Below are 17,959 nucleotides of genomic sequence, written 5' to 3' on the forward strand. Positions count from 1 at the left end.
CCTATGAACGCTGGCGATGGAACCCGTGTCACCCTGAGCGAATTGATCGAGATGCGTCATCGCGTGCGGGAAGTGCAGTTGTTTTCCACGCCGAGCCAGCGCAGCCCGCTGATCGGCCTGCACCACTCGAAACTGCGCGGGCGCGGGGTCGACTTCGACCAGGTGCGGGTGTATCAGGCCGGCGACGATGTGCGCACCATCGACTGGCGCGTCACTGCACGCACCCAGGAGCCACACACCAAGCTGTTTCATGAAGAGCGCGAGCGGCCGATCTTCATCATGGTGGAGCAAAGCTGCCGCTTGTTTTTCGGCTCGGGGCAGATGTTCAAGTCGGTGCTGGCGGCTCAGGCGGCGAGCCTGATCGGCTGGGCGGCGCTGGGCCATAACGACCGGGTCGGCGGGCTGGTGTTCGGTGACAGCGAGCACTACGAAATCAAACCCCGGCGCAGCAAGCAAAGCCTGCTGCAATTGCTCAACCGGTTGGTACGGGTCAACCAGAGCCTCAACACCGAACGCCGCCCCGAAGCCGACGCCCTCGGCATGGCCTTGCGCCGAGCCCGGGAAGTATTGCGCCCGGGCAGCCTGGTGATTGTGATCTGTGACGAGCGCGCCCTGACCGAAGGCGCCGAGCAACAGCTGAGCCTGCTGTCACGGCATTGCGACCTGCTGCTGTTGCCGGTTTCCGACCCGCTGGACCACGCCCTGCCCGCCGCCGGCCTGCTGCGCTTCGCCGAGCGCGGCGCACAGCTGGAGCTGGACACCCTGAATTTTGATCTGCGCCAGGCCTACAAGGCCCAGGCCGAAGCCCGCAGCGCACGCTGGGAACTGCTCGCGCAAAAGCTGCGGGTGCTGTTGATGCCCTTGAGTACCCAGGGTGAAATGGTCGAGCAACTGCGCGAATACCTGAACCCGCAACGCCCGGTTAAAAAGCAATGAGCAGCCTCGACCAACTGCAACCCCTGATCGCCCCGCCAGTGATCGGCTTCTGGCCGCCGGCGCCGGGTTGGTGGCTGTTGCTGCTGATCATCCCGTTGGCGGGCTGGGGCCTGTGGTGGCTGCGCCGTTTCCTGCCAGCCAAGCGCCCATTGGCCCGTGCCGAACAACCCCTGGACCCGCTGCGCATCGCCGCCCTCGCCGAACTGGCGCTGATGCCCAAACCCTACGACGGCGCACCGGCCGGTGCCTGGCTGCAACAGCTCAACGGCCTGCTCAAGCGCCTGTGCCGCAACGACTACCCCTACAGCCAGAGCCACACCCTCAACGGCCGCAAGTGGCTGGCGTTCCTCGACAACCGTTGCCCCGCTGCCGGCCTGACCCGCTGGATGGTTCTGGTGGAAGGCGCCTACAAGCCCGAATGCAAACTCGACGACAAGGCCATCGCTGGCCTGACCCAAGCGGTCGACACCTGGATTCGCAAACATGTTTGAGTTCGCCTGGCCGTGGATCTTTGCCCTGTTGCCATTGCCCTGGTTGCTGCGCCTCATCCTGCCGGTGGCCGACAGCGGCGAGCCGGCGCTGAAAGTCAGTTTCCTCAGCGACCTCGAAGGCCTGGCCCGCCGCCGCGCGCGGGTCAACCTGCCGGGCTGGCGCCAGCAAGCACCGTTCGTATTCCTGTGGCTGCTGCTGTTGGCCGCCGCCGCCCGCCCGGAGTGGCTGGGCGAGCCGCTGCCGATTGCCGCCAGCGGCCGCGATTTGCTGGTGGCGGTGGACGTTTCCGGCTCGATGGACTTTCCCGACATGCAATGGCAGGACGAGGACGTCAGCCGCCTGAGCCTGGTCAAGCACCTGCTGGGAGATTTCCTGGAGGGCCGCGAAGGTGATCGCGTGGGATTGATCCTGTTCGGCAGCCAGGCCTATCTGCAAGCGCCGCTGACCTTTGACCGGCGCACCGTGCGCACCTGGCTGGATGAGGCGCGGATTGGCATCGCCGGTAAAAACACCGCGATTGGCGACGCCATCGGCCTGGCCCTCAAGCGCCTGCGCCAGCGTCCGGCGCAAAGCCGGGTGCTGATCCTGGTCACCGACGGCGCCAACAATGCCGGCGAAATCGACCCGCTGACCGCCGCCCGCCTGGCCGCCGAAGAAGGGGTGAAAATCTACCCGATCGGCATCGGCGCAGACCCCGAGCAAACCGGCTCCCTGGGCATCCTCGGCGTCAACCCGAGCCTCGACCTCGACGAACCGGCCCTCAAGGCCATCGCCGAGGCCACCGGCGGCCGCTACTTCCGCGCCCGCGACGGCAACGAACTGCTGAAGATCAAGGAAACCCTCGACCAGCTCGAACCCGTGGCCCAGCAACCCACCCAGGCCCGCCCCGCCCAGGCGCTGTACAGCGCGCCGCTGGCGTTGGCGCTGATCCTCAGCATGCTGCTGGTGATCCAGGAACGCTGGCCGGATAACGCCCTGCAACGCCTGTTCAGCAAACTCTCAAGCAAGGGCCGTTTCCTGCAACCCAATCCTGAATGGCGTGAACGCCTCAAACGCTTGCGTTTGCGGAGGCGTCGATGATCGCCCTGTGGCCGCACTGGTTCCGTCCCTGGTGGCTGTTGCTGCTGCCGCTGCTCGGCTGGTTGCTGTGGCAGTTGTGGCACCGCCAGAAACGCGCCGGGCGCTGGCAGATGATTCTGCCGCCGGCCTTCCACGCCGCGTTGCTCAGTGGCGGCAATGGTCGGGAGAGCAAATCGCCGTGGGTGGTGCTCGGCATCGCCTGGCTGCTGGCCGTGCTGGCGTTGCTGGGGCCGAGCTGGGAACGCGTCGAACAGTCCAGCCAGAAGCCCGCCGACCCGCTGGTGGTGCTGCTGGAACTGACCCCGGAAATGCTCGCCACCGACAGCCCGCCCAGCCGCCTCGAACAGGCACGGCGCAAGCTGTTCGACCTGCTTCAGGCCCGCAGCGATGCGCAGACTGCCATCGTGGTCTACGCCGGCAGCGCGCACACGCTGGTGCCGCTGTCCGACGACCTGGCCACCAGCCATAACCTGCTCGAAGCCCTGCGCCCCTCGATCATGCCCGAGCCCGGCCACCGCGCAGACCTGGCGGTGGAAAAAGCCCTGAGCCTGCTCAAGCATGGCGGCCTCGGCCAGGGCCGACTGCTGCTGATCGGATCGTCCCTGTCCAAGCAGGAGCGCCAGGGGATCCGCCTGCAGCTGCAAGGCAACCAGGCGCCGAGCCTGTCGATCCTCGGCATTGGCAGCCGCGAAGGCACGCCGGTGACCCAGGAAAGCGGCGAGTTCCTCAAGGACGCCCAGGGCGCGATCCTCGTGCCGCGCCTGGACAGCCCGACCCTCAAGGCCTTCGCCAGCGAAATGGGCGGCCTCTACCGCCAGGCACGCCTGGACGACAAGGACCTGCGCCACCTCGGGATGCTGGACGGCCCGCAAAGCCTGCGCAATGACGGCCAACTGCTGCACCTCGACACCTGGGCCGACCAGGGTTACTGGCTGCTCTTACCGCTATTGCTGCTGGCCGCCTGCGCCGGGCGCCGTGGCTGGCTGTTCTTCCTGCCGTTGCTGCTGTTGGGCGCGCCGCAGCCCAGCTATGCCTTCGACTTCCAGGACCTGTGGCTGCGCCCCGACCAACAGGGCCAACTGCTGCTGAAGAAAAAACGCCCAGCCGAAGCAGCCGGACATTTCGAAGACCCGCAATGGCAAGGCGTCGCACTGTATGAAGCGGGCAACTATGCCGAAGCCGCCAAGCGGTTTGCCGAAGGCAGCGACGCCTACTCCCACTACAATCGGGGCAATGCCCTGGCCAAAAGCGGCGAGCTGGAAGCGGCGATCGATGCCTACGAACAAGCCCTCGAAGCCCAGCCAGACTTGCAGCCGGCGCTGAAGAACAAGGCGCTGGTGGAAAGCCTGATGCAACAGGAACCGGAAAAAACCGAGCCGGCCAAGCCTGCAAAAAACGAGGATGACGAAACCACCCAACCCGGCCAGACTGCGCAACCGGGCGCCAGCAGCCAGACCGCCACCGGTGGCGAGCAGACGTCCCAAGGCCAGGGCCAGCCCGGCGCGACCGACACGCAAACCGGGGCCACGCCCCACGCTGGCAGCAACGAGGTACCCGGCAGCGAGTTGGGTGATGAACAAACCACCACCCCGCCCCTGCGCCCGGTCGACGGCACGCTTGAAGGCGAGCAGCGCCAGGCCCTGGAACAATGGCTGCGGCAGATCCCGGACAACCCCGGCGAGCTGCTGCGACGCAAATTCTGGTACGAACAGCAACAACATCAGGACAAGACTCGATGAACCGCTGCACCGCCTTTCTTCTCACCCTCGCGTTGTGGGCCAGCCAGGCCCAGGCCGCCGGCCTGGTGGCCAGTGTCGACCGCAGCCGCATCAATTCCGGGGAGACGGTGGAACTGACGGTGGAATCCAACGACGTCACGCTGTTCGGCAAACCGGACCTGGCGCCGCTGGACCCGCTGTTTGAAGTGAGCGGCACGCGCCAGATCAACCAGCTCACCACCCTGGGTGGCGATAACCACGCCACCACCCGCTGGATCATCACCCTGCTGCCCAAGGAGAACGGCACCGTGGTGATTCCACCGTTACAGATCGGCGAACTCAAGACCCAGCCGATTACCCTGCAAGTGGTGGAAACCGTCAGCCAGAACACCGAGGCCCAACTGGCTCCCGTGTTCATCGAAACCAACCTCGACCAGGACAGCGTCTACGTCCAGGCCCAGGCGTTGCTGACCGTGCGCGTCTACCACTCGGTGTCGCTGTATGACGACAGCAGCCTCACGCCGTTGCAGATCGCCGATACGCGCATCGAGCAGTTGGGCGAGTCGCGCACCTACGAGAAAGTCATCAACGGCATCCGCCACGGTGTGATCGAAACCCGCTATGCCATCTACCCGCAGCACAGCGGCACGCTGACCATTCCGACGCAGACGTTCAGCGCCACCCTGGTAGAGCCACGGCCCGCCCAGGACAACAACCCCCAGGGTTCCAAGCCCGGCAAGCTGATTCACGTCAGTTCGCCGGAGCTGTCGTTGACGGTCAAGGCCAAGCCTGCGCTGTACCCGGCGGATGCTCCCTGGCTGCCGGCCCGCAGCCTGACCCTCACGGAAAGCTGGAACCCCGAGCCCGATCACGTACAGGTGGGCGACTCCCTGACCCGCAGCCTGACCTTGAAAGCCGAAGGCCTGGCCGGCGCGCAACTGCCACCGCTGGCACTGAGCGACATCCCCGGCCTGCGCCGCTACCCGGACCAGCCGGTGCTGAGCAACCAGAACAACGACCGTGGCCTGATCGGCAGCCGTGAAGACCGCGAAGCGCTGGTGCCCAACCGCGTTGGCGCGCTTGAACTGCCGGCGGTGGACGTGGTGTGGTGGAACACCCACGAAGACCATCTGGAACGCACCAGCCTGCCGGCGCGCACCCTGCAGGTGGCGACCAACCCGAGCCTGATCGTGGACACGCCGGCCAGCCCGACCGTGATCACCGCGCCGGACAACGACAGCCTGTGGATCTGGCAACTGACCAGCCTGATCCTGGCCTGCACCACCCTGCTGGGCTTCGGTTTGTGGTGGCGTGCACGCTGGCAGCCGGCGATTTTGCGTGCCGCGCAAACCGGCCCGAGCCCGCGTACCTTGCTGGACGACCTCAAGCGGGCGAGCCAGGCGAATGACCCGCAGGCTACGCGTCAGGCGCTGGATGCCTGGGCGCGACAGCAGCCGGAGACCCTGGCGGATATGGCGGCGCGGTTTGTGCCGTTGTCGGATGCGCTGGATGGGTTGAACGGCGCGCTGTACAGCGAGAGTGGGCAGTATTGGCAGGGAGAGGAATTGTGGCGGGCGGTGAAGGCGATTCCGATGGCGGAGCGCGAGCAGGACCCTGCAGGGGATAGCACCAGCTTGCCGCCGCTGTATCCCAAATAGCCCCCCTTGCAGAAACACCGCAAACCCAATGTGGGAGCGGGCTTGCTCGCGAAAGCGGTCTGTCAGTCACATATCTGCTGACTGATCTACCGCCTTCGCGAGCAAGCCCGCTCCCACATTTTTGATCTGCGGCGTCTGGGTTACTTGCGCGCCGCCTCCCACGACTTCAGCAACTCGTTATAACTGACCGTCTCACCCTGCGGCTTCTCATTCGCCAGCTTCGGTTTCGGCGCACCCGGCTGGTCAAACCAGTATTGCGCATCCCGTTCTTCGTTCATTTTCGGCCCGCAAATCGGCTGCACCTTGGAGCGTTCCAGGCGCGTCATGATCGCGTCCTGATCCTTGGCCAACCCGTCCAGCGCCTGCTGCGGCGTCTTCTCTCCGCTGGCCGCCTCCGAAATATGGCTCCACCACAATTGCGCCAACCGTGGATAGTCCGGCACGTTGGTGCCGGTCGGGGTCCACTCCACCCGGGCCGGGCTGCGGTAGAACTCCACCAACCCACCGAGTTTCGGCGCCAGGTCGGTCATGGCCTGGGAGTTGATGTCAGACTCACGAATCGGCGTCAGGCCAACGATGGTTTTCTTCAGCGACACGGTTTTCGAGGTCACGAACTGCGCGTACAGCCAGGCCGCCAGTTTCTGCTTCTCGGGCGTCGACTTGAGGAAGGTCCAGGAACCTACGTCCTGATAGCCCTTCTTCATGCCCTTTTCCCAGTAAGGCCCGACGGGCGATGGCGCCATGCGCCATTTCGGCGTGCCGTCGGCGTTGACCACCGGCAGGCCCGGCTTGGTCATGTCGGCGGTAAACGCGGTGTACCAGAAGATCTGCTGGGCGATGTTGCCCTGGGACGGCACCGGACCGGATTCGGAGAAGGTCATGCCCGCCGCTTCCGGTGGTGCATAGGCTTTCATCCAGTCCACGTATTTCTGCGTGGCATACACCGCCGCCGGGCCGTTGGTGTCGCCACCACGGGTGACGCTGGAGCCCACCGGGTGGCAATCCTCCACGCGAATGCCCCATTCGTCCACCGGCAAACCGTTGGGCAGGCCCTTGTCGCCGCCACCGGCCATGGAGAACCAGGCATCGGTGAAGCGCCAGCCCAGGGACGGGTCTTTCTTGCCGTAGTCCATGTGCCCGTAGACGCGCTTGCCGTCGATTTCCTTGACGTCTTCGCTGAAGAATTTGGCGATGTCTTCGTAGGCCGACCAGTTCACCGGCACGCCGAGTTCATAGCCGTACTTCTCCTTGAACTTGGCTTTCAGGTCTGCCCGTTCGAACCAATCGGCGCGGAACCAGTACAGGTTGGCGAACTGTTGGTCGGGCAGTTGGTAGATCTTGCCGTCGGGCGCAGTGGTGAACGAAATACCGATGAAGTCCTTGATGTCCAGGGTGGGTGAAGTGAAGTTCTTGCCTTCGTTGGCCATCAGGTCGGTGATGGATTCTGTCTTGCCATAGCGAAAGTGCGTACCGATCAAGTCGGAATCGTTGACCCAGCCGTCATAGATATTCTTGTCGGACTGCATCTGGGTTTGCAGCTTTTCCACCACGTCGCCTTCCTGCAGCAAGTCGTGGGTCAGCTTGATCCCGGTGATTTCGCTGAAGGCCTTGGCCAGCACCTTGGATTCATACTCGTGGGTGGTGAGGGTTTCCGACACCACGTTGATCTTCATCCCACGAAACGGCTCCGCGGCCTTGATAAACCACTTCAGCTCTTCAAGCTGCTGGGCTTCGGTGAGGGTCGACGGTTTGAACTCACTGCCGATCCATTTTTTCGCAGCGTCTTCATAAGCATCCGCCCAGGCCGCAGCACTGAGCCCGCTGAGCGCCAGCACGGCCGCCAATGAAATGCTATGTCGCAGCTTATTGTTTTTATCGAACATAGAGACCTCCTGGTTTTGGGGTTCAAAAGGGGCAGCTAGCCCCAACGCATCACAGACAACAGCCACACCAGAGACAGCGCGGACGCCACCCAGATGCTCCAGCCGGTTACGCCGATCACCAACAAATGCAGGTAGGCGCTGCCGAGAAGACCGATAAACAAACGATCACCACGGGTGGTGCTGATCGGTAAAAAGCCGCGCCGGGGGATACTCGGCGAGCGCAATTCCCAGGTCGTCATGCCCACCAGCAGCAGGCCGATCGCGGCAAAGAACAGTGCGGTCGGGGTGGTCCAGGCCATCCATTCCATCATCGACTCCTCAGACCCGGCCCAGGGCAAAGCCCTTGGCCACATGGTTGCGAACAAACCAGATCACCAGCATGCCCGGCAAAATGGTCAACACCCCCGCCGCCGCCAGCACGCCCCAGTCGATGCCGGAGGCCGAAACCGTACGGGTCATCACTGCGGCGATGGGTTTGGCGTTCACCGACGTCAGCGTGCGTGCCAGCAGGAGCTCGACCCAGGAAAACATGAAACAGAAAAACGCCGTGACGCCGATCCCCGAGCCAATCAGCGGGATGAAGATCTTCACGAAAAACTTGGGGAAGCTGTACCCGTCGATGTAGGCCGTTTCGTCGATTTCCTTGGGCACGCCCGACATGAAACCTTCGAGAATCCACACCGCCAGCGGCACGTTGAACAGGCAATGGGCCAAGGCCACCGCGATATGCGTATCGAACAAGCCAATGGACGAATACAGCTGGAAGAACGGCAGCAAAAACACCGCCGGCGGCGCCATGCGGTTGGTCAGCAACCAGAAGAACAAGTGCTTGTCGCCGAGGAAGCGGTAGCGCGAGAACGCGTAGGCCGCCGGCAGCGCCACGCTCAGGGAAATCACGGTGTTGAGGCTGACGTAGTACAGCGAGTTGAGGTAGCCGGTGTACCAGCTCGGGTCGGTGAAGATCACCTTGTAGTTGGCGAAGGTGAAGTCCTGCGGAAACAGGGTCAGGCCGCCGAGGATTTCGGTGTTGCTCTTGAAGGACATGTTCAGCAGCCAGTAGATCGGCACCAGCAGGAACAGGATGTAGACCAGCAGCGGGATTACCTTGCGCTTGCTCATGTTGGCGGCCTCAGCGGTTGGCGTCGGAGTGGGTCATGGCGGTGTAGAACAGCCAGGACACCAACAGGATGATCAGGAAGTACACCAGCGAAAACGCCGCCGCCGGGCCCAGGTCGAATTGGCCTACGGCCATCTGGGTAAGCGTCTGGCTGAGGAAGGTGGTGGCGTTCCCTGGCCCGCCGCCCGTCAGCACAAACGGTTCGGTGTAGATCATGAAACTGTCCATGAAGCGCAGCATCACCGCGATCAACAGCACGCTCTTCAGTTTTGGCAACTGGATATGTCGGAACACCGCCCAGCTGGACGCCCGATCAATCCGCGCCGCCTGGTAGTACACATCCGGGATCGCCCGCAGCCCCGAGAAACACAGCAGCGCCACCAGGGACGTCCAGTGCCACACGTCCATCACCAGCACCGTGACCCAGGCGTCCATGGTGTTGGCGGCGTAGTTGTAGCTGATGCCCATCGCATTGAGCGTGGAACCCATCAGGCCAATGTCGGCACGGCCAAAGATCTGCCAGATGGTGCCGACCACGTTCCACGGAATCAGCAGCGGAATCGCCATTACGATCAACACCAGCGACGACCATCGGCCCTTGGTGGGCATCGTCAGGGCAATCGCGATGCCCAGCGGAATCTCGATCAACAGCACACACGCCGAGTAGATGAACTGACGCAGCAGCGAGTCATGCAGGCGCGGGTCCAGCAGCACCTGTTTGTACCAGTCGGCGCCGACGAAGTAGCGGCTGGATTGGTCGAAGATGTCCTGCACCGAGTAGTTGACCACGGTCATCATCGGGATCACCGCGCTGAAGGCCACCAGCAGGAACACCGGCAATACCAGCCACCAGGCCTTGTTGTTCTGCACCTTGTTCATGGCTGCACCTCCAGCAAGTAGTCATCGGCATACACCATCAGCCACTGCCCCGGAAAGCTGATGGACGCCTGGCCCTCGGGCACCGGTTTGTCTTCGGCCAGGCGCACTTTCAACGGTGCACCATCGAGGTTGAGGGTCATGATCTTGTAGGTGCCGAGGTCTTCCACATGGGTGACTTGCGCCTGTAGCGCGTCGGGATTGTGCTCATCCCACACATGGATAAATTCCGGGCGGATGCCGACCTGCAGCCTTTTGTAAGGCGTTTCGCCAATGCGCTGCTGCAACGCCTCGGGCAACGCCAGATGTGTCCCGGCAAAGCGCACACCGCCCGCCTCTGCCTGCACCTCAATCAGATTCATCCCAGGGCTGCCGATGAAATAGCCGACAAAGGTGTGGCTGGGCCGCTCGAACAACTCCCGGGGCGTGCCGAACTGCACGATCTGCCCGCCATACATCACCGCGATCTTGTCGGCGAAGGTCGAGGCTTCCAGTTGGTCGTGGGTCACGTAGACCATGGTGATGTTGAACTGCTCGTGGATCTGCTTGAGCTTGCGCCGCAGCTTCCATTTCAGGTGCGGGTCGATCACCGTCAGCGGTTCGTCGAACAGGATCGCCGACACGTCATCCCGCACCAGGCCGCGGCCCATGGAGACTTTCTGCTTTTCATCGGCAGTGAGGTTGCGGGCCTTTTTGTCCAGCAGGTTTTGCAGGTCGAGCACCTCGGCAATTTCCTGCACCTTGCTGTGAATTTTCGCCTCGGCCATGCCCTGGTTTCGCAGGGGAAAAGCCAGGTTATCGAACACGGTCATGGTGTCGTACACCACCGGAAACTGGAACACCTGGGCGATGTTGCGTTTTTCCGGGGTCAGTTCGTTGACCACCTTGGCGTCGAACAGCACCTGGCCTTCGGATGGGCTGAGCAGGCCGGAGATGATGTTGAGCAAGGTCGACTTGCCGCAGCCCGACGGCCCCAGCAACGCGTAGGCGCCGCCCTGCTCCCAGACGTGGTTCATCTCGCGAATCGCGTAGTCCTCGGGGCCGTTTGGCTTTGAGCTGTAGCTGTGGGCCAGGTTCTGCAAATGGATCTCGGCCATCAGGCAACCCTCGCGACACGTCGGCCCGGAGCCTGGACCAGACGTCCCTGACCATCGAACACAAACAGTTTGTGGGTAGGGATATAGATGCGGATCGGCGCGTCGACGTCGTACTCATGCACGCCGGGCAAATGCAGCACCAGCAAGAAGTGTTCGCTGCGCACATGCAGGAAGGTTTCCGAGCCACTGATCTCGGCGACTTCCACGGTCACTGCCAGCTCCAGGTCATCGTCGTTGCTCGGCACCAGGCTGATATGGCTGGGACGCACGCCAAAGCGAAACTCGCCCTCACCGATGGGCCGCAGGTCGACGTTCAGCGGGAAGTGCACGAAGTTGGCGAAGCTCACTTCATTGCCACTGATGCGCCCGGGCATCAGGTTGATCGGCGGCTCGGAAAACAGCTCGGCCGCCAGCACGGTTTGCGGCTGGTGATAGACCTCGGCGGCCTTGCCGCTCTGGATCACCCGGCCCTCGTGGAGAATCGTGGTGGTACCGCCCAGGGCCAGGGCTTCGTTGGGTTCGGTGGTGGCGTAGATGGCGATGGTGTGACGCGCCTTGAACAGCTCGCGCATTTCCTGGCGCAGTTCTTCGCGCAGTTTGTAGTCCAGGTTCACCAGGGGCTCATCGAACAGAATCAGCTCGGCATCCTTGACCAGCGCCCGGGCCATGGCGGTGCGTTGCTGCTGGCCGCCGGAGAGTTCCAGGGGGTGACGCTGGAGGAATTTCTCGATGCGCAGCATTTTCGCGGTTTCGAGGACTTTGCTCTGGATCTGCTCGGCAGAGACTCCGGCCTGGCGCAGCGGCGAGGCGATGTTCTCGAACACGGTCATGGTCGGGTAGTTGATGAACTGCTGATAGACCATCGACACATTGCGCAGGCGCACCGGCTTCTGGGTGACGTCCACGCCATTCATCAGGATGCGCCCGCTGTCAGGCTTGTCCAGGCCGGCCATCAGGCGCATCAGGCTGGTCTTGCCGGAGAGCGTGCGGCCCAGCAATACATTGAAGGAACCGGCTTCGAAACGCAGGTTGGCGTCGTCGATCCAGGTTTGGCCTTCGACAACGCGAGTGACGTGCTCCAGGGTCAATGACATGACACGACCTTTTTATTATTGGAATGGTTCTGGCAGGAGCACAGAGCGAGTTCCGTGCCAACAACCCAAACCTCAGGCCGGTCAACGAGTTAGGCAAAACAGCGATTCGCCTCTGAACAGAAATGAACAGGTCAGGCTGAACAACTGAACAATCGGCGGGTTGACAATGAACAGTTCTGAACAACACTGAACGGGCCTTCCGCACCCCAGAACAACAATAAAGCAAGGGTCACCGCCATGAGCACACCGCTGGCGCACGATGCCATCATCCAGGACTCCTGGCGCCGCTGCCGGGCCTATGGCCTGGATCACCAGAGCACACCGAGCTTCGACCAACTGCCCGCAGACGGCGTCAGTCAGTTGCTGGAAAGCCAGCATTCCCTTGTGCAGACCACCCACCAGGAAGTGCTGCCCTACTACGAAAACATCCTCAGCAACTCCAACTGCCTGATCATGCTTGCCGACAACCAGGGCCAGGTGCTGACTTCGTGGGGCACCCAACGCTTTATCGACCCCAAGCTGGCCCGTGGTTTCAGCGCCGGCGCCAGCTGGATGGAGCGCTCCAGCGGCACCAACGCCATCGGCACCGCCCTGGCCTGTGCCCAGGCAGTGCATATCGAACATGACGAACACTTCCTCAAGGCCAACCGTTTCATGACCGGCTCGGCAGCGCCGATCTTCGATGCGCAGCGGGAAATCATCGCGGTGCTGGATGTGTCCAGCGACAGCTACCTGCCGCCCTCCCACACCCTCGGCATGGTCAAGATGATGAGCCAGACCGTCGAGAACCGGCTGATCCTCAACCTGTTTCGCGGTGAGCATTTCCAGCTGACGTTCAATACCGGGTTGAACAATCTCGACAGCCAATGGGCCGGGCTGCTGATTTTTGATGAAAGCGGCCAGGTACTGTCGGCCAATCGCCGGGCCGACAACCTGCTGGGCATCAGCCTGTCGCGGGTGTTGATCGACAGCCTGTTCAAGGTCTCGTTGCTGGAACTGCTCAACCAGCCCGAAGGCCTGCCCTTCTCGCTGCAAGCCGCCGGACGCAACCGTTTCCAGTGCCTGCTGAAACGGCCGAAACAGGCGCCAGTGCAGGCTCGCGTGTTTGTGGAAACGAAAAAGCCCCGCGAACCTGGCCCCACGGCCATCAGTCTCAAGACCCTGCACTTCGGCGATGCCCGCGTGGAAAAGGCCGTGCGTCAGGCCGAGCGCCTGCTGGAAAAGGATATTCCGTTGCTGATCCACGGTGAAACAGGTGTCGGCAAGGAAGTGTTCGTCAAAGCCCTGCACCAGGCCAGCTCTCGCAGCCAACAAGCGTTTATCGCGGTCAACTGCGCAGCGATCCCCGCCGAACTGGTGGAGTCGGAACTGTTCGGCTATGAAAAAGGCGCATTCACCGGCGCCAACCAGAAAGGCAGCATCGGGCTGATCCGCAAGGCAGACAAAGGCACGCTGTTCCTCGACGAGATCGGCGACATGCCCCTGCCGACCCAGGCCCGGCTGTTGCGGGTATTGCAGGAACGCTGTGTGCAGCCTGTAGGCAGCAGCGAGTTGTACCCGGTGGATTTGCGGATCATCTCCGCCACCAACCGCTCGCTGCGCGAACAGGTACAGCTCGGGCGTTTTCGCGAAGACCTGTATTACCGCATCGGTGGCCTGACCCTGGAGCTGCCGCCGCTACGGGAGCGCACGGATAAACAGGCGTTGTTCAAGCAGCTGTGGCAACAGCATCGCGAGCCGACGCAGTGGGCCGGGTTGAGTAACGAGGTGCTGGCCTTGTTTGAACAGCATCCGTGGCCGGGGAACCTGCGCCAAGTGAGCAGCGTGTTGCAGGTGGCGCTGGCCATGGCGGAAGAGCAGCCGATTCGGGTGGAACATTTGCCGGATGATTTTTTTGTGGATTTGAATGGGGTGGTGCCGGTGTGTGATGCAGTGGATGACAGTCTGGACCTGAATGAGCGACTGAAGGCGGTGGGCGGGAATATCTCTCACCTGGCCAGAGAGCTTGGCGTCAGCCGCAATACCCTCTACAAACGCCTGCGACAAAACGGGAATTCTGTGTAGAAACACAATCAAAAATGTGGGAGCGGGCTTGCTCGCGAATGCGGTATATCAGTCGCTGATGCTTTAACTGACAGTCTGCATTCGCGAGCAAGCCCGCTCCCACATTGGAACTACATTGGGTTAGAGAAGTGGGTTCAGTTCAGGACCGGCGTTGCCCCCATTGGCACTTTGCGCCCTGGCGCCGCCATCTCAAACAACTGCTCCACCCGAACACTCTCCTGCGCACTCGGCTTGATCGCCAATGCACACGCCACAAAAATCCCCGCATTGACCACCAGCCCCACAATCCCGCTGGTCAACGACCCCAGCCCAGGAATGTCGTCCGGGTACATCGTCGTCAGCACAATCGCCACTACAATCCCCGCCAGCATCCCGGCAATCGCGCCTTCCTTGTTGCCGCGGCGGCTGAAAATGCCGAAGAACAGCGGCACCGCCAATTGGATAATCCCCTGGTAGGAAATCTGCGCCAGCAATTGCAGTCGCGCGTAATCAAAGGTCAGGTATGCCAGCACCGAGGCGGCAACGATAAACACCACCATCCCGGACTTGGCCAGCAGCGTCAGTTGCCGGTCGGTACGCGGGGTGTTCCAGGTGGCAAGGTCGTTGGCGAACTGGGTGCCGCAGACCTGCACGCAGCCGTCGACGTGGCCGATGCTCGCCGCCAGTACGATGACGATAGCCAGCGCCAGCATCCACGGCCCGCCGATGTCGAACAGCGAGAGGAACCAACCTTGTTGCGGGTGCGCGATGACGTTCGAGTCCTGGCTGATGGCCGCGGCAAACAGCATCAGAATCCCGTAGAAACCACCCACCAACAGGATCGTGTACAGCGTGCCTTTCTTCACCGCCTTGACGCCGCTGGCGGTGTAGATGCGCTGGAAGCTCATGGGCCAGCACATCGAGCCGATCACGCCGGTAAAGATCAGGCTGAACATGTACAGCGGGCCGTAACCGGTGCCGCTGGCGCCGGGAATCAGCAACATTTTCGCCGGCAGGTGCGACAGGTTGGAGAACGACGCCTGGTCGCCGAACAGCAGGAACACACACAGCGCCGCACACACGACATAGGCGATCAGGCCCTGGAACATGTCGGTCATGATCAGCCCGCGCATGCCCATGCTCACGGTCCAGTACTGGCGCACCAGCACCACCACCACGCCGGCGACCAGGCAGGTGGTGACGCCCCAGCGGCCGAAGCTGGCGAACTGGAACAACATCGCCAACGCCTGGATGCCCATCACCACCCACGGGAATACCGAGATGATGCCGATGATCGAGGCCACGCGCTTGACCACCGGGCTGTTGAAGCGCATGCCGAGCAAGTCCGGCTGGGTGCGCAGGTTGAAACGCTGGCCCCAGGTCCACGCGCGGCGGGCCATCAGGTACATTGCCGTCACGCCAAGGGTGGCGTAGACCATGCCGTAGAAGCCCAGGGCGCCGCCGATGGTCAGGGCGAAAAACGCGGTAAAGGTCGAGCCCGGCCACCACGAGTTGGTGTAACACATGGCGATGTACCACGGCCCATAGGAGCGCCCGCCTACGGCGTAATCGGAAAAACTCGTGCTCTCGCGGTTGGTGGCGTACAGCACGGCGATCATCCCGGCCAGGAACAGGCCGATGACGCCGAAGGTGATAAAGAGGTTGGCATCGCTGGCGGTGCTGATCATTGCGCATCTCCCTCTTCGGGTATTTCGCCGGCCTTCAATTCGGCGACGTACAACGCCCACAGGCCCAGGCCTGCGAGGACGGCAATGGCGATCCAGTAGAAGATCGGCAACGGTATGCCCAGTACCAACGCGGTACTGCCGCTCACGCTCAAATAGAACGGCGGGAATAAGGCGAGCATCAGCAACAGGAAAAAGTACACGCCGAAGAGTTGGCTTTTCAGGCGTCCGGGTGGTGCGCTATCAGATTTCATGAGTCGGGTGCTCCTTGAATTTGTGGATCGTTTTTTTGTGTGATCAAACAAAAATCAAGCAGTGAAAACGCAGGCACCAATCAGCGCCCAAGTGACTTCATTCAATGCATTATTGTTGTCTGGCGCAGGCTCAAGCCTGTCTTAGCCAGGTTTCCCATTGCGAATCGTTGATGCTGCTGCGGGCACGCATGTGCTTCCAGGTGCCGTATTTGTAGAAGTCGAAATCCAGCTGCGACACCGCGTGCTGCACCATCGCCCAGGTCGACCATTTGATGTCCGCCAGGGCCTTGTGCAACTTGATGCGCGCGAGGTTCTGCGGGGTGACCTGGCCGAAGTAATCCTCGATCAGGGCCAGTTCCATTTCATCAGTGAAAAACATCTCGCCGAACCACAGCGCCAGTTCGTAATGCCGGTCGTTGTTGGAGGCGTATTCGAAGTCCACCAGACGAATTTGCCGACGGTCGTTGAGCATGAAATTACCCGCCAGGGTGTCATTCATGCAGGGAGCCAGGTCGATGCCGGAAGCTTGCAGCACGCCCCGGGCGCGGTCGCATTGGCGGCGCAGCCAGGCGTCGTCGGCGGGCTTGCAGCCGTTGAGCTGCTCCACCTGCCGCTGGTGCTCGGCAATCATGTCGAACACGGTCTTGGTCTGCACCAGTGGCGGCTGGTCGTTGAACGCCTTGAGGGCGTGCAGCGCGTTGTGGCGCACGTCGCGGTCGAGGAAGTCGTGGTTGGAGGAGGCGCGCCAGCCCTCCATGAACTCGAAGACTTCCACGCCGAACTCTTCAAGGAATGCGAACACCGGCGCGCCATAGCCGGTTTGCGCCGCCTTGAGGCTGGCGTCGTGGGCCGTGCGGCGGTCAATGAACATCTCGGTGCCCACGCCCGGCACCTTGAAGAAATACGCAGTGTCGATCCCGGCCACTTCCACCCGCCAGTTGGTGTTGGAAATCCCGCCGCTGACCGGTTCATAACGAATGCCGGTGCCGCCCCAACTGGCAACCCCGCGCACCGCCGCTTCCAGCTGACACTCTTGTGGCGTACACGCCTCACCTAACGCTTTCATGCCTGCCCCTCCTGTACCTGACGTAGCCAACCTTCAAACCGCGGGTCTTGCAGACTTTGGCGGCAGCGCAACAGCGTCCACTGCCCGACCTTGGAAAACTCCAGCGGCCGCGCCGAGGTAGCGCCGACCCACAGGCCCCAGAGCGTCCAGTACCAATCGTTGACCAAGGCGTACAAGCGGCAGCGCGCATAGTCGCTTTCACGGCACTCGCCGGCCCAGGCATGGATGCCTTCGCGCCAGTCGTTTTCGAAGACGTACAACTCGTTAAGGCTGATCGCCACGTCGTACCAGGGATCACCACTGCCGGCGTAATCGAAGTCGATCAGTTGCAGGGCGCCGTCCGGGCCGATCATCACGTTGCTCGCTACGCCGTCGCCGTGCAGCGGCACCGAGTCGCTGGCGTTCAGTTGCAGCGAGGTCCAGGCCAGGTCAATGCAGGTGCTGATCCAGGCGTGGTCGATGGGCAAGGCCACGCTGTAGCGCACGCATAATTCGCGCAGGTGCTGGATGTCTTGCAGCGGCGAGCGGGCGAAGCCCGGCGAGGTGCCTTGGTGCAATTGTTTCTTCAGGGCCCAGAGCGCTTGCAGGCGCCGGGGCTGCATCAATTCGTCGAGGCGGGCCCAACGCCACTCGCTGGTGGGCAACGCATCCAGCAGCAACACGCCGGCCGTGGCATCCACCAGGCGCACACCCGGCGTCACGTCGCAATCAGCTGCCAGTTGGGTGGCGCGGGCAGTGCGTTCAATGTCGATCAGCGCGCGCATGTCGTCATGCAAGACTTTGGCGTAACACTGGCCCCACGGTGCGCTGACGGTAAAACCGGCCCACTCGGTGGCCAGGCGTACCGGCGAGGCAATCCCGGCGGTGCCCTCTTCGACCACCACATGGGCGGACAAGCCGGCGGCCTCCAGGGCGCCCAGCAGCCGTGACTTTGCTTGCAAACGACTCGACATGGCAGAC

At 62.5% G+C, this 17,959-nt stretch carries 16 protein-coding genes; 6 read left to right on the forward strand and 10 right to left on the reverse strand.

The window, feature by feature from the left end; translation table 11 throughout:
- Positions 1–3: 3 nt before the first annotated feature.
- The 5 genes from C0058_RS18500 to C0058_RS18520 are packed head-to-tail and all read left to right on the forward strand — an operon-like array spanning position 4 to position 5,884.
- On the forward strand, positions 4–936 hold the full coding sequence (locus tag C0058_RS18500; protein WP_003218540.1) for a DUF58 domain-containing protein: 933 nt from the start codon (positions 4–6) through the stop codon (positions 934–936).
- The gene (locus C0058_RS18505; RefSeq protein WP_003218539.1) at positions 933–1,427 is read left to right on the forward strand and encodes a DUF4381 domain-containing protein; all 495 of its coding nucleotides are present in this window, start codon (positions 933–935) and stop codon (positions 1,425–1,427) included. Before C0058_RS18500 ends, C0058_RS18505 begins: the two co-directional genes overlap by 4 nt.
- Positions 1,420–2,508: a VWA domain-containing protein gene (locus C0058_RS18510; protein ID WP_102369280.1), complete on the forward strand. Its 1,089-nt coding sequence runs from the start codon at positions 1,420–1,422 to the stop codon at positions 2,506–2,508. The genes C0058_RS18505 and C0058_RS18510 overlap by 8 nt, the downstream gene beginning before the upstream one ends.
- Positions 2,505–4,247: a tetratricopeptide repeat protein gene (locus tag C0058_RS18515; RefSeq protein ID WP_102369281.1), complete on the forward strand. Its 1,743-nt coding sequence runs from the start codon at positions 2,505–2,507 to the stop codon at positions 4,245–4,247. The genes C0058_RS18510 and C0058_RS18515 overlap by 4 nt, the downstream gene beginning before the upstream one ends.
- Positions 4,244–5,884: a BatD family protein gene (locus tag C0058_RS18520; RefSeq protein ID WP_087694059.1), complete on the forward strand. Its 1,641-nt coding sequence runs from the start codon at positions 4,244–4,246 to the stop codon at positions 5,882–5,884. The genes C0058_RS18515 and C0058_RS18520 overlap by 4 nt, the downstream gene beginning before the upstream one ends.
- A gap of 140 nt (positions 5,885–6,024) precedes the next feature.
- On the opposite strand, the gene C0058_RS18525 is transcribed toward C0058_RS18520, so the two are convergent.
- From C0058_RS18525 to C0058_RS18550, 6 genes are read right to left on the reverse strand one after another with little or no spacing between them, the layout of a single operon-like run.
- Positions 6,025–7,767, reverse strand: a complete 1,743-nt coding sequence (locus C0058_RS18525) for an ABC transporter substrate-binding protein (protein ID WP_003218534.1) — start codon at positions 7,765–7,767, stop codon at positions 6,025–6,027.
- Between the two features lie 35 nt (positions 7,768–7,802).
- A complete protein-coding gene (locus tag C0058_RS18530) occupies positions 7,803–8,075 on the reverse strand; it encodes a DUF2160 domain-containing protein (RefSeq protein WP_003218532.1) in 273 nt (90 codons plus the stop codon).
- 10 nt (positions 8,076–8,085) lie between these two features.
- Positions 8,086–8,886, reverse strand: coding sequence for a carbohydrate ABC transporter permease (locus C0058_RS18535; RefSeq protein ID WP_008433050.1), 801 nt, complete (start codon positions 8,884–8,886; stop codon positions 8,086–8,088).
- A gap of 10 nt (positions 8,887–8,896) precedes the next feature.
- Positions 8,897–9,763 carry a carbohydrate ABC transporter permease gene (locus C0058_RS18540; protein ID WP_003218527.1) on the reverse strand — a complete coding sequence of 289 codons (867 nt, stop codon included), beginning with the start codon at positions 9,761–9,763 and terminating at the stop codon, positions 8,897–8,899.
- A complete protein-coding gene (locus C0058_RS18545; protein ID WP_102369282.1) occupies positions 9,760–10,857 on the reverse strand; it encodes an ABC transporter ATP-binding protein in 1,098 nt (365 codons plus the stop codon). The genes C0058_RS18540 and C0058_RS18545 overlap by 4 nt, the downstream gene beginning before the upstream one ends.
- Complete coding sequence (locus C0058_RS18550) at positions 10,857–11,951, reverse strand: ABC transporter ATP-binding protein (protein ID WP_003218524.1); 1,095 nt, start codon at positions 11,949–11,951, stop codon at positions 10,857–10,859. Before C0058_RS18550 ends, C0058_RS18545 begins: the two co-directional genes overlap by 1 nt.
- 237 nt (positions 11,952–12,188) lie before the next feature.
- On the opposite strand from C0058_RS18550, the gene C0058_RS18555 reads away from it, so the two are divergent.
- Complete coding sequence (locus C0058_RS18555; protein WP_003218521.1) at positions 12,189–14,015, forward strand: sigma-54-dependent Fis family transcriptional regulator; 1,827 nt, start codon at positions 12,189–12,191, stop codon at positions 14,013–14,015.
- Between the two features lie 134 nt (positions 14,016–14,149).
- Here the strand turns inward: C0058_RS18555 and C0058_RS18560 are convergent, their stop codons facing one another.
- The 4 genes from C0058_RS18560 to C0058_RS18575 all read right to left on the reverse strand — a co-directional run bounded on the left by C0058_RS18560 (position 14,150) and on the right by C0058_RS18575 (position 17,952).
- Positions 14,150–15,682: a sodium:solute symporter gene (locus C0058_RS18560; RefSeq protein WP_102369283.1), complete on the reverse strand. Its 1,533-nt coding sequence runs from the start codon at positions 15,680–15,682 to the stop codon at positions 14,150–14,152.
- Complete coding sequence (locus tag C0058_RS18565; protein WP_003218518.1) at positions 15,679–15,933, reverse strand: hypothetical protein; 255 nt, start codon at positions 15,931–15,933, stop codon at positions 15,679–15,681. The genes C0058_RS18560 and C0058_RS18565 overlap by 4 nt, the downstream gene beginning before the upstream one ends.
- 130 nt (positions 15,934–16,063) lie before the next feature.
- Entirely contained in the window at positions 16,064–16,999 is a 936-nt protein-coding gene (locus tag C0058_RS18570) for a choline kinase family protein (RefSeq protein ID WP_102369284.1), read from the reverse strand.
- Positions 16,996–17,952: an aminoglycoside phosphotransferase family protein gene (locus C0058_RS18575; RefSeq protein ID WP_102369285.1), complete on the reverse strand. Its 957-nt coding sequence runs from the start codon at positions 17,950–17,952 to the stop codon at positions 16,996–16,998. Before C0058_RS18575 ends, C0058_RS18570 begins: the two co-directional genes overlap by 4 nt.
- Between the last annotated feature and the right edge of the window lie 7 nt (positions 17,953–17,959).

The sequence above is a fragment of the Pseudomonas sp. NC02 genome, assembly GCF_002874965.1.
Taxonomy (GTDB): Bacteria; Pseudomonadota; Gammaproteobacteria; order Pseudomonadales; family Pseudomonadaceae; genus Aquipseudomonas.

Excerpts from the sequence above, each read along its gene's own strand:
- C0058_RS18515 (WP_102369281.1), top strand. The coding sequence starts at position 2,505 with ATGATCGCCCTGTGGCCGCACTGGTTCCGTCCCTGGTGGCTGTTGCTG.
- C0058_RS18520 (WP_087694059.1), top strand. The coding sequence starts at position 4,244 with ATGAACCGCTGCACCGCCTTTCTTCTCACCCTCGCGTTGTGGGCCAGC.
- C0058_RS18540 (WP_003218527.1), bottom strand. The coding sequence starts at position 9,763 with ATGAACAAGGTGCAGAACAACAAGGCCTGGTGGCTGGTATTGCCGGTG.
- C0058_RS18525 (WP_003218534.1), bottom strand. The coding sequence starts at position 7,767 with ATGTTCGATAAAAACAATAAGCTGCGACATAGCATTTCATTGGCGGCC.
- C0058_RS18545 (WP_102369282.1), bottom strand. The coding sequence starts at position 10,857 with ATGGCCGAGATCCATTTGCAGAACCTGGCCCACAGCTACAGCTCAAAG.
- C0058_RS18535 (WP_008433050.1), bottom strand. The coding sequence starts at position 8,886 with ATGAGCAAGCGCAAGGTAATCCCGCTGCTGGTCTACATCCTGTTCCTG.
- C0058_RS18530 (WP_003218532.1), bottom strand. The coding sequence starts at position 8,075 with ATGGAATGGATGGCCTGGACCACCCCGACCGCACTGTTCTTTGCCGCG.
- C0058_RS18500 (WP_003218540.1), top strand. The coding sequence starts at position 4 with ATGAACGCTGGCGATGGAACCCGTGTCACCCTGAGCGAATTGATCGAG.
- C0058_RS18550 (WP_003218524.1), bottom strand. The coding sequence starts at position 11,951 with ATGTCATTGACCCTGGAGCACGTCACTCGCGTTGTCGAAGGCCAAACC.
- C0058_RS18575 (WP_102369285.1), bottom strand. The coding sequence starts at position 17,952 with ATGTCGAGTCGTTTGCAAGCAAAGTCACGGCTGCTGGGCGCCCTGGAG.
- C0058_RS18505 (WP_003218539.1), top strand. The coding sequence starts at position 933 with ATGAGCAGCCTCGACCAACTGCAACCCCTGATCGCCCCGCCAGTGATC.
- C0058_RS18555 (WP_003218521.1), top strand. The coding sequence starts at position 12,189 with ATGAGCACACCGCTGGCGCACGATGCCATCATCCAGGACTCCTGGCGC.
- C0058_RS18565 (WP_003218518.1), bottom strand. The coding sequence starts at position 15,933 with ATGAAATCTGATAGCGCACCACCCGGACGCCTGAAAAGCCAACTCTTC.
- C0058_RS18570 (WP_102369284.1), bottom strand. The coding sequence starts at position 16,999 with ATGAAAGCGTTAGGTGAGGCGTGTACGCCACAAGAGTGTCAGCTGGAA.
- C0058_RS18510 (WP_102369280.1), top strand. The coding sequence starts at position 1,420 with ATGTTTGAGTTCGCCTGGCCGTGGATCTTTGCCCTGTTGCCATTGCCC.
- C0058_RS18560 (WP_102369283.1), bottom strand. The coding sequence starts at position 15,682 with ATGATCAGCACCGCCAGCGATGCCAACCTCTTTATCACCTTCGGCGTC.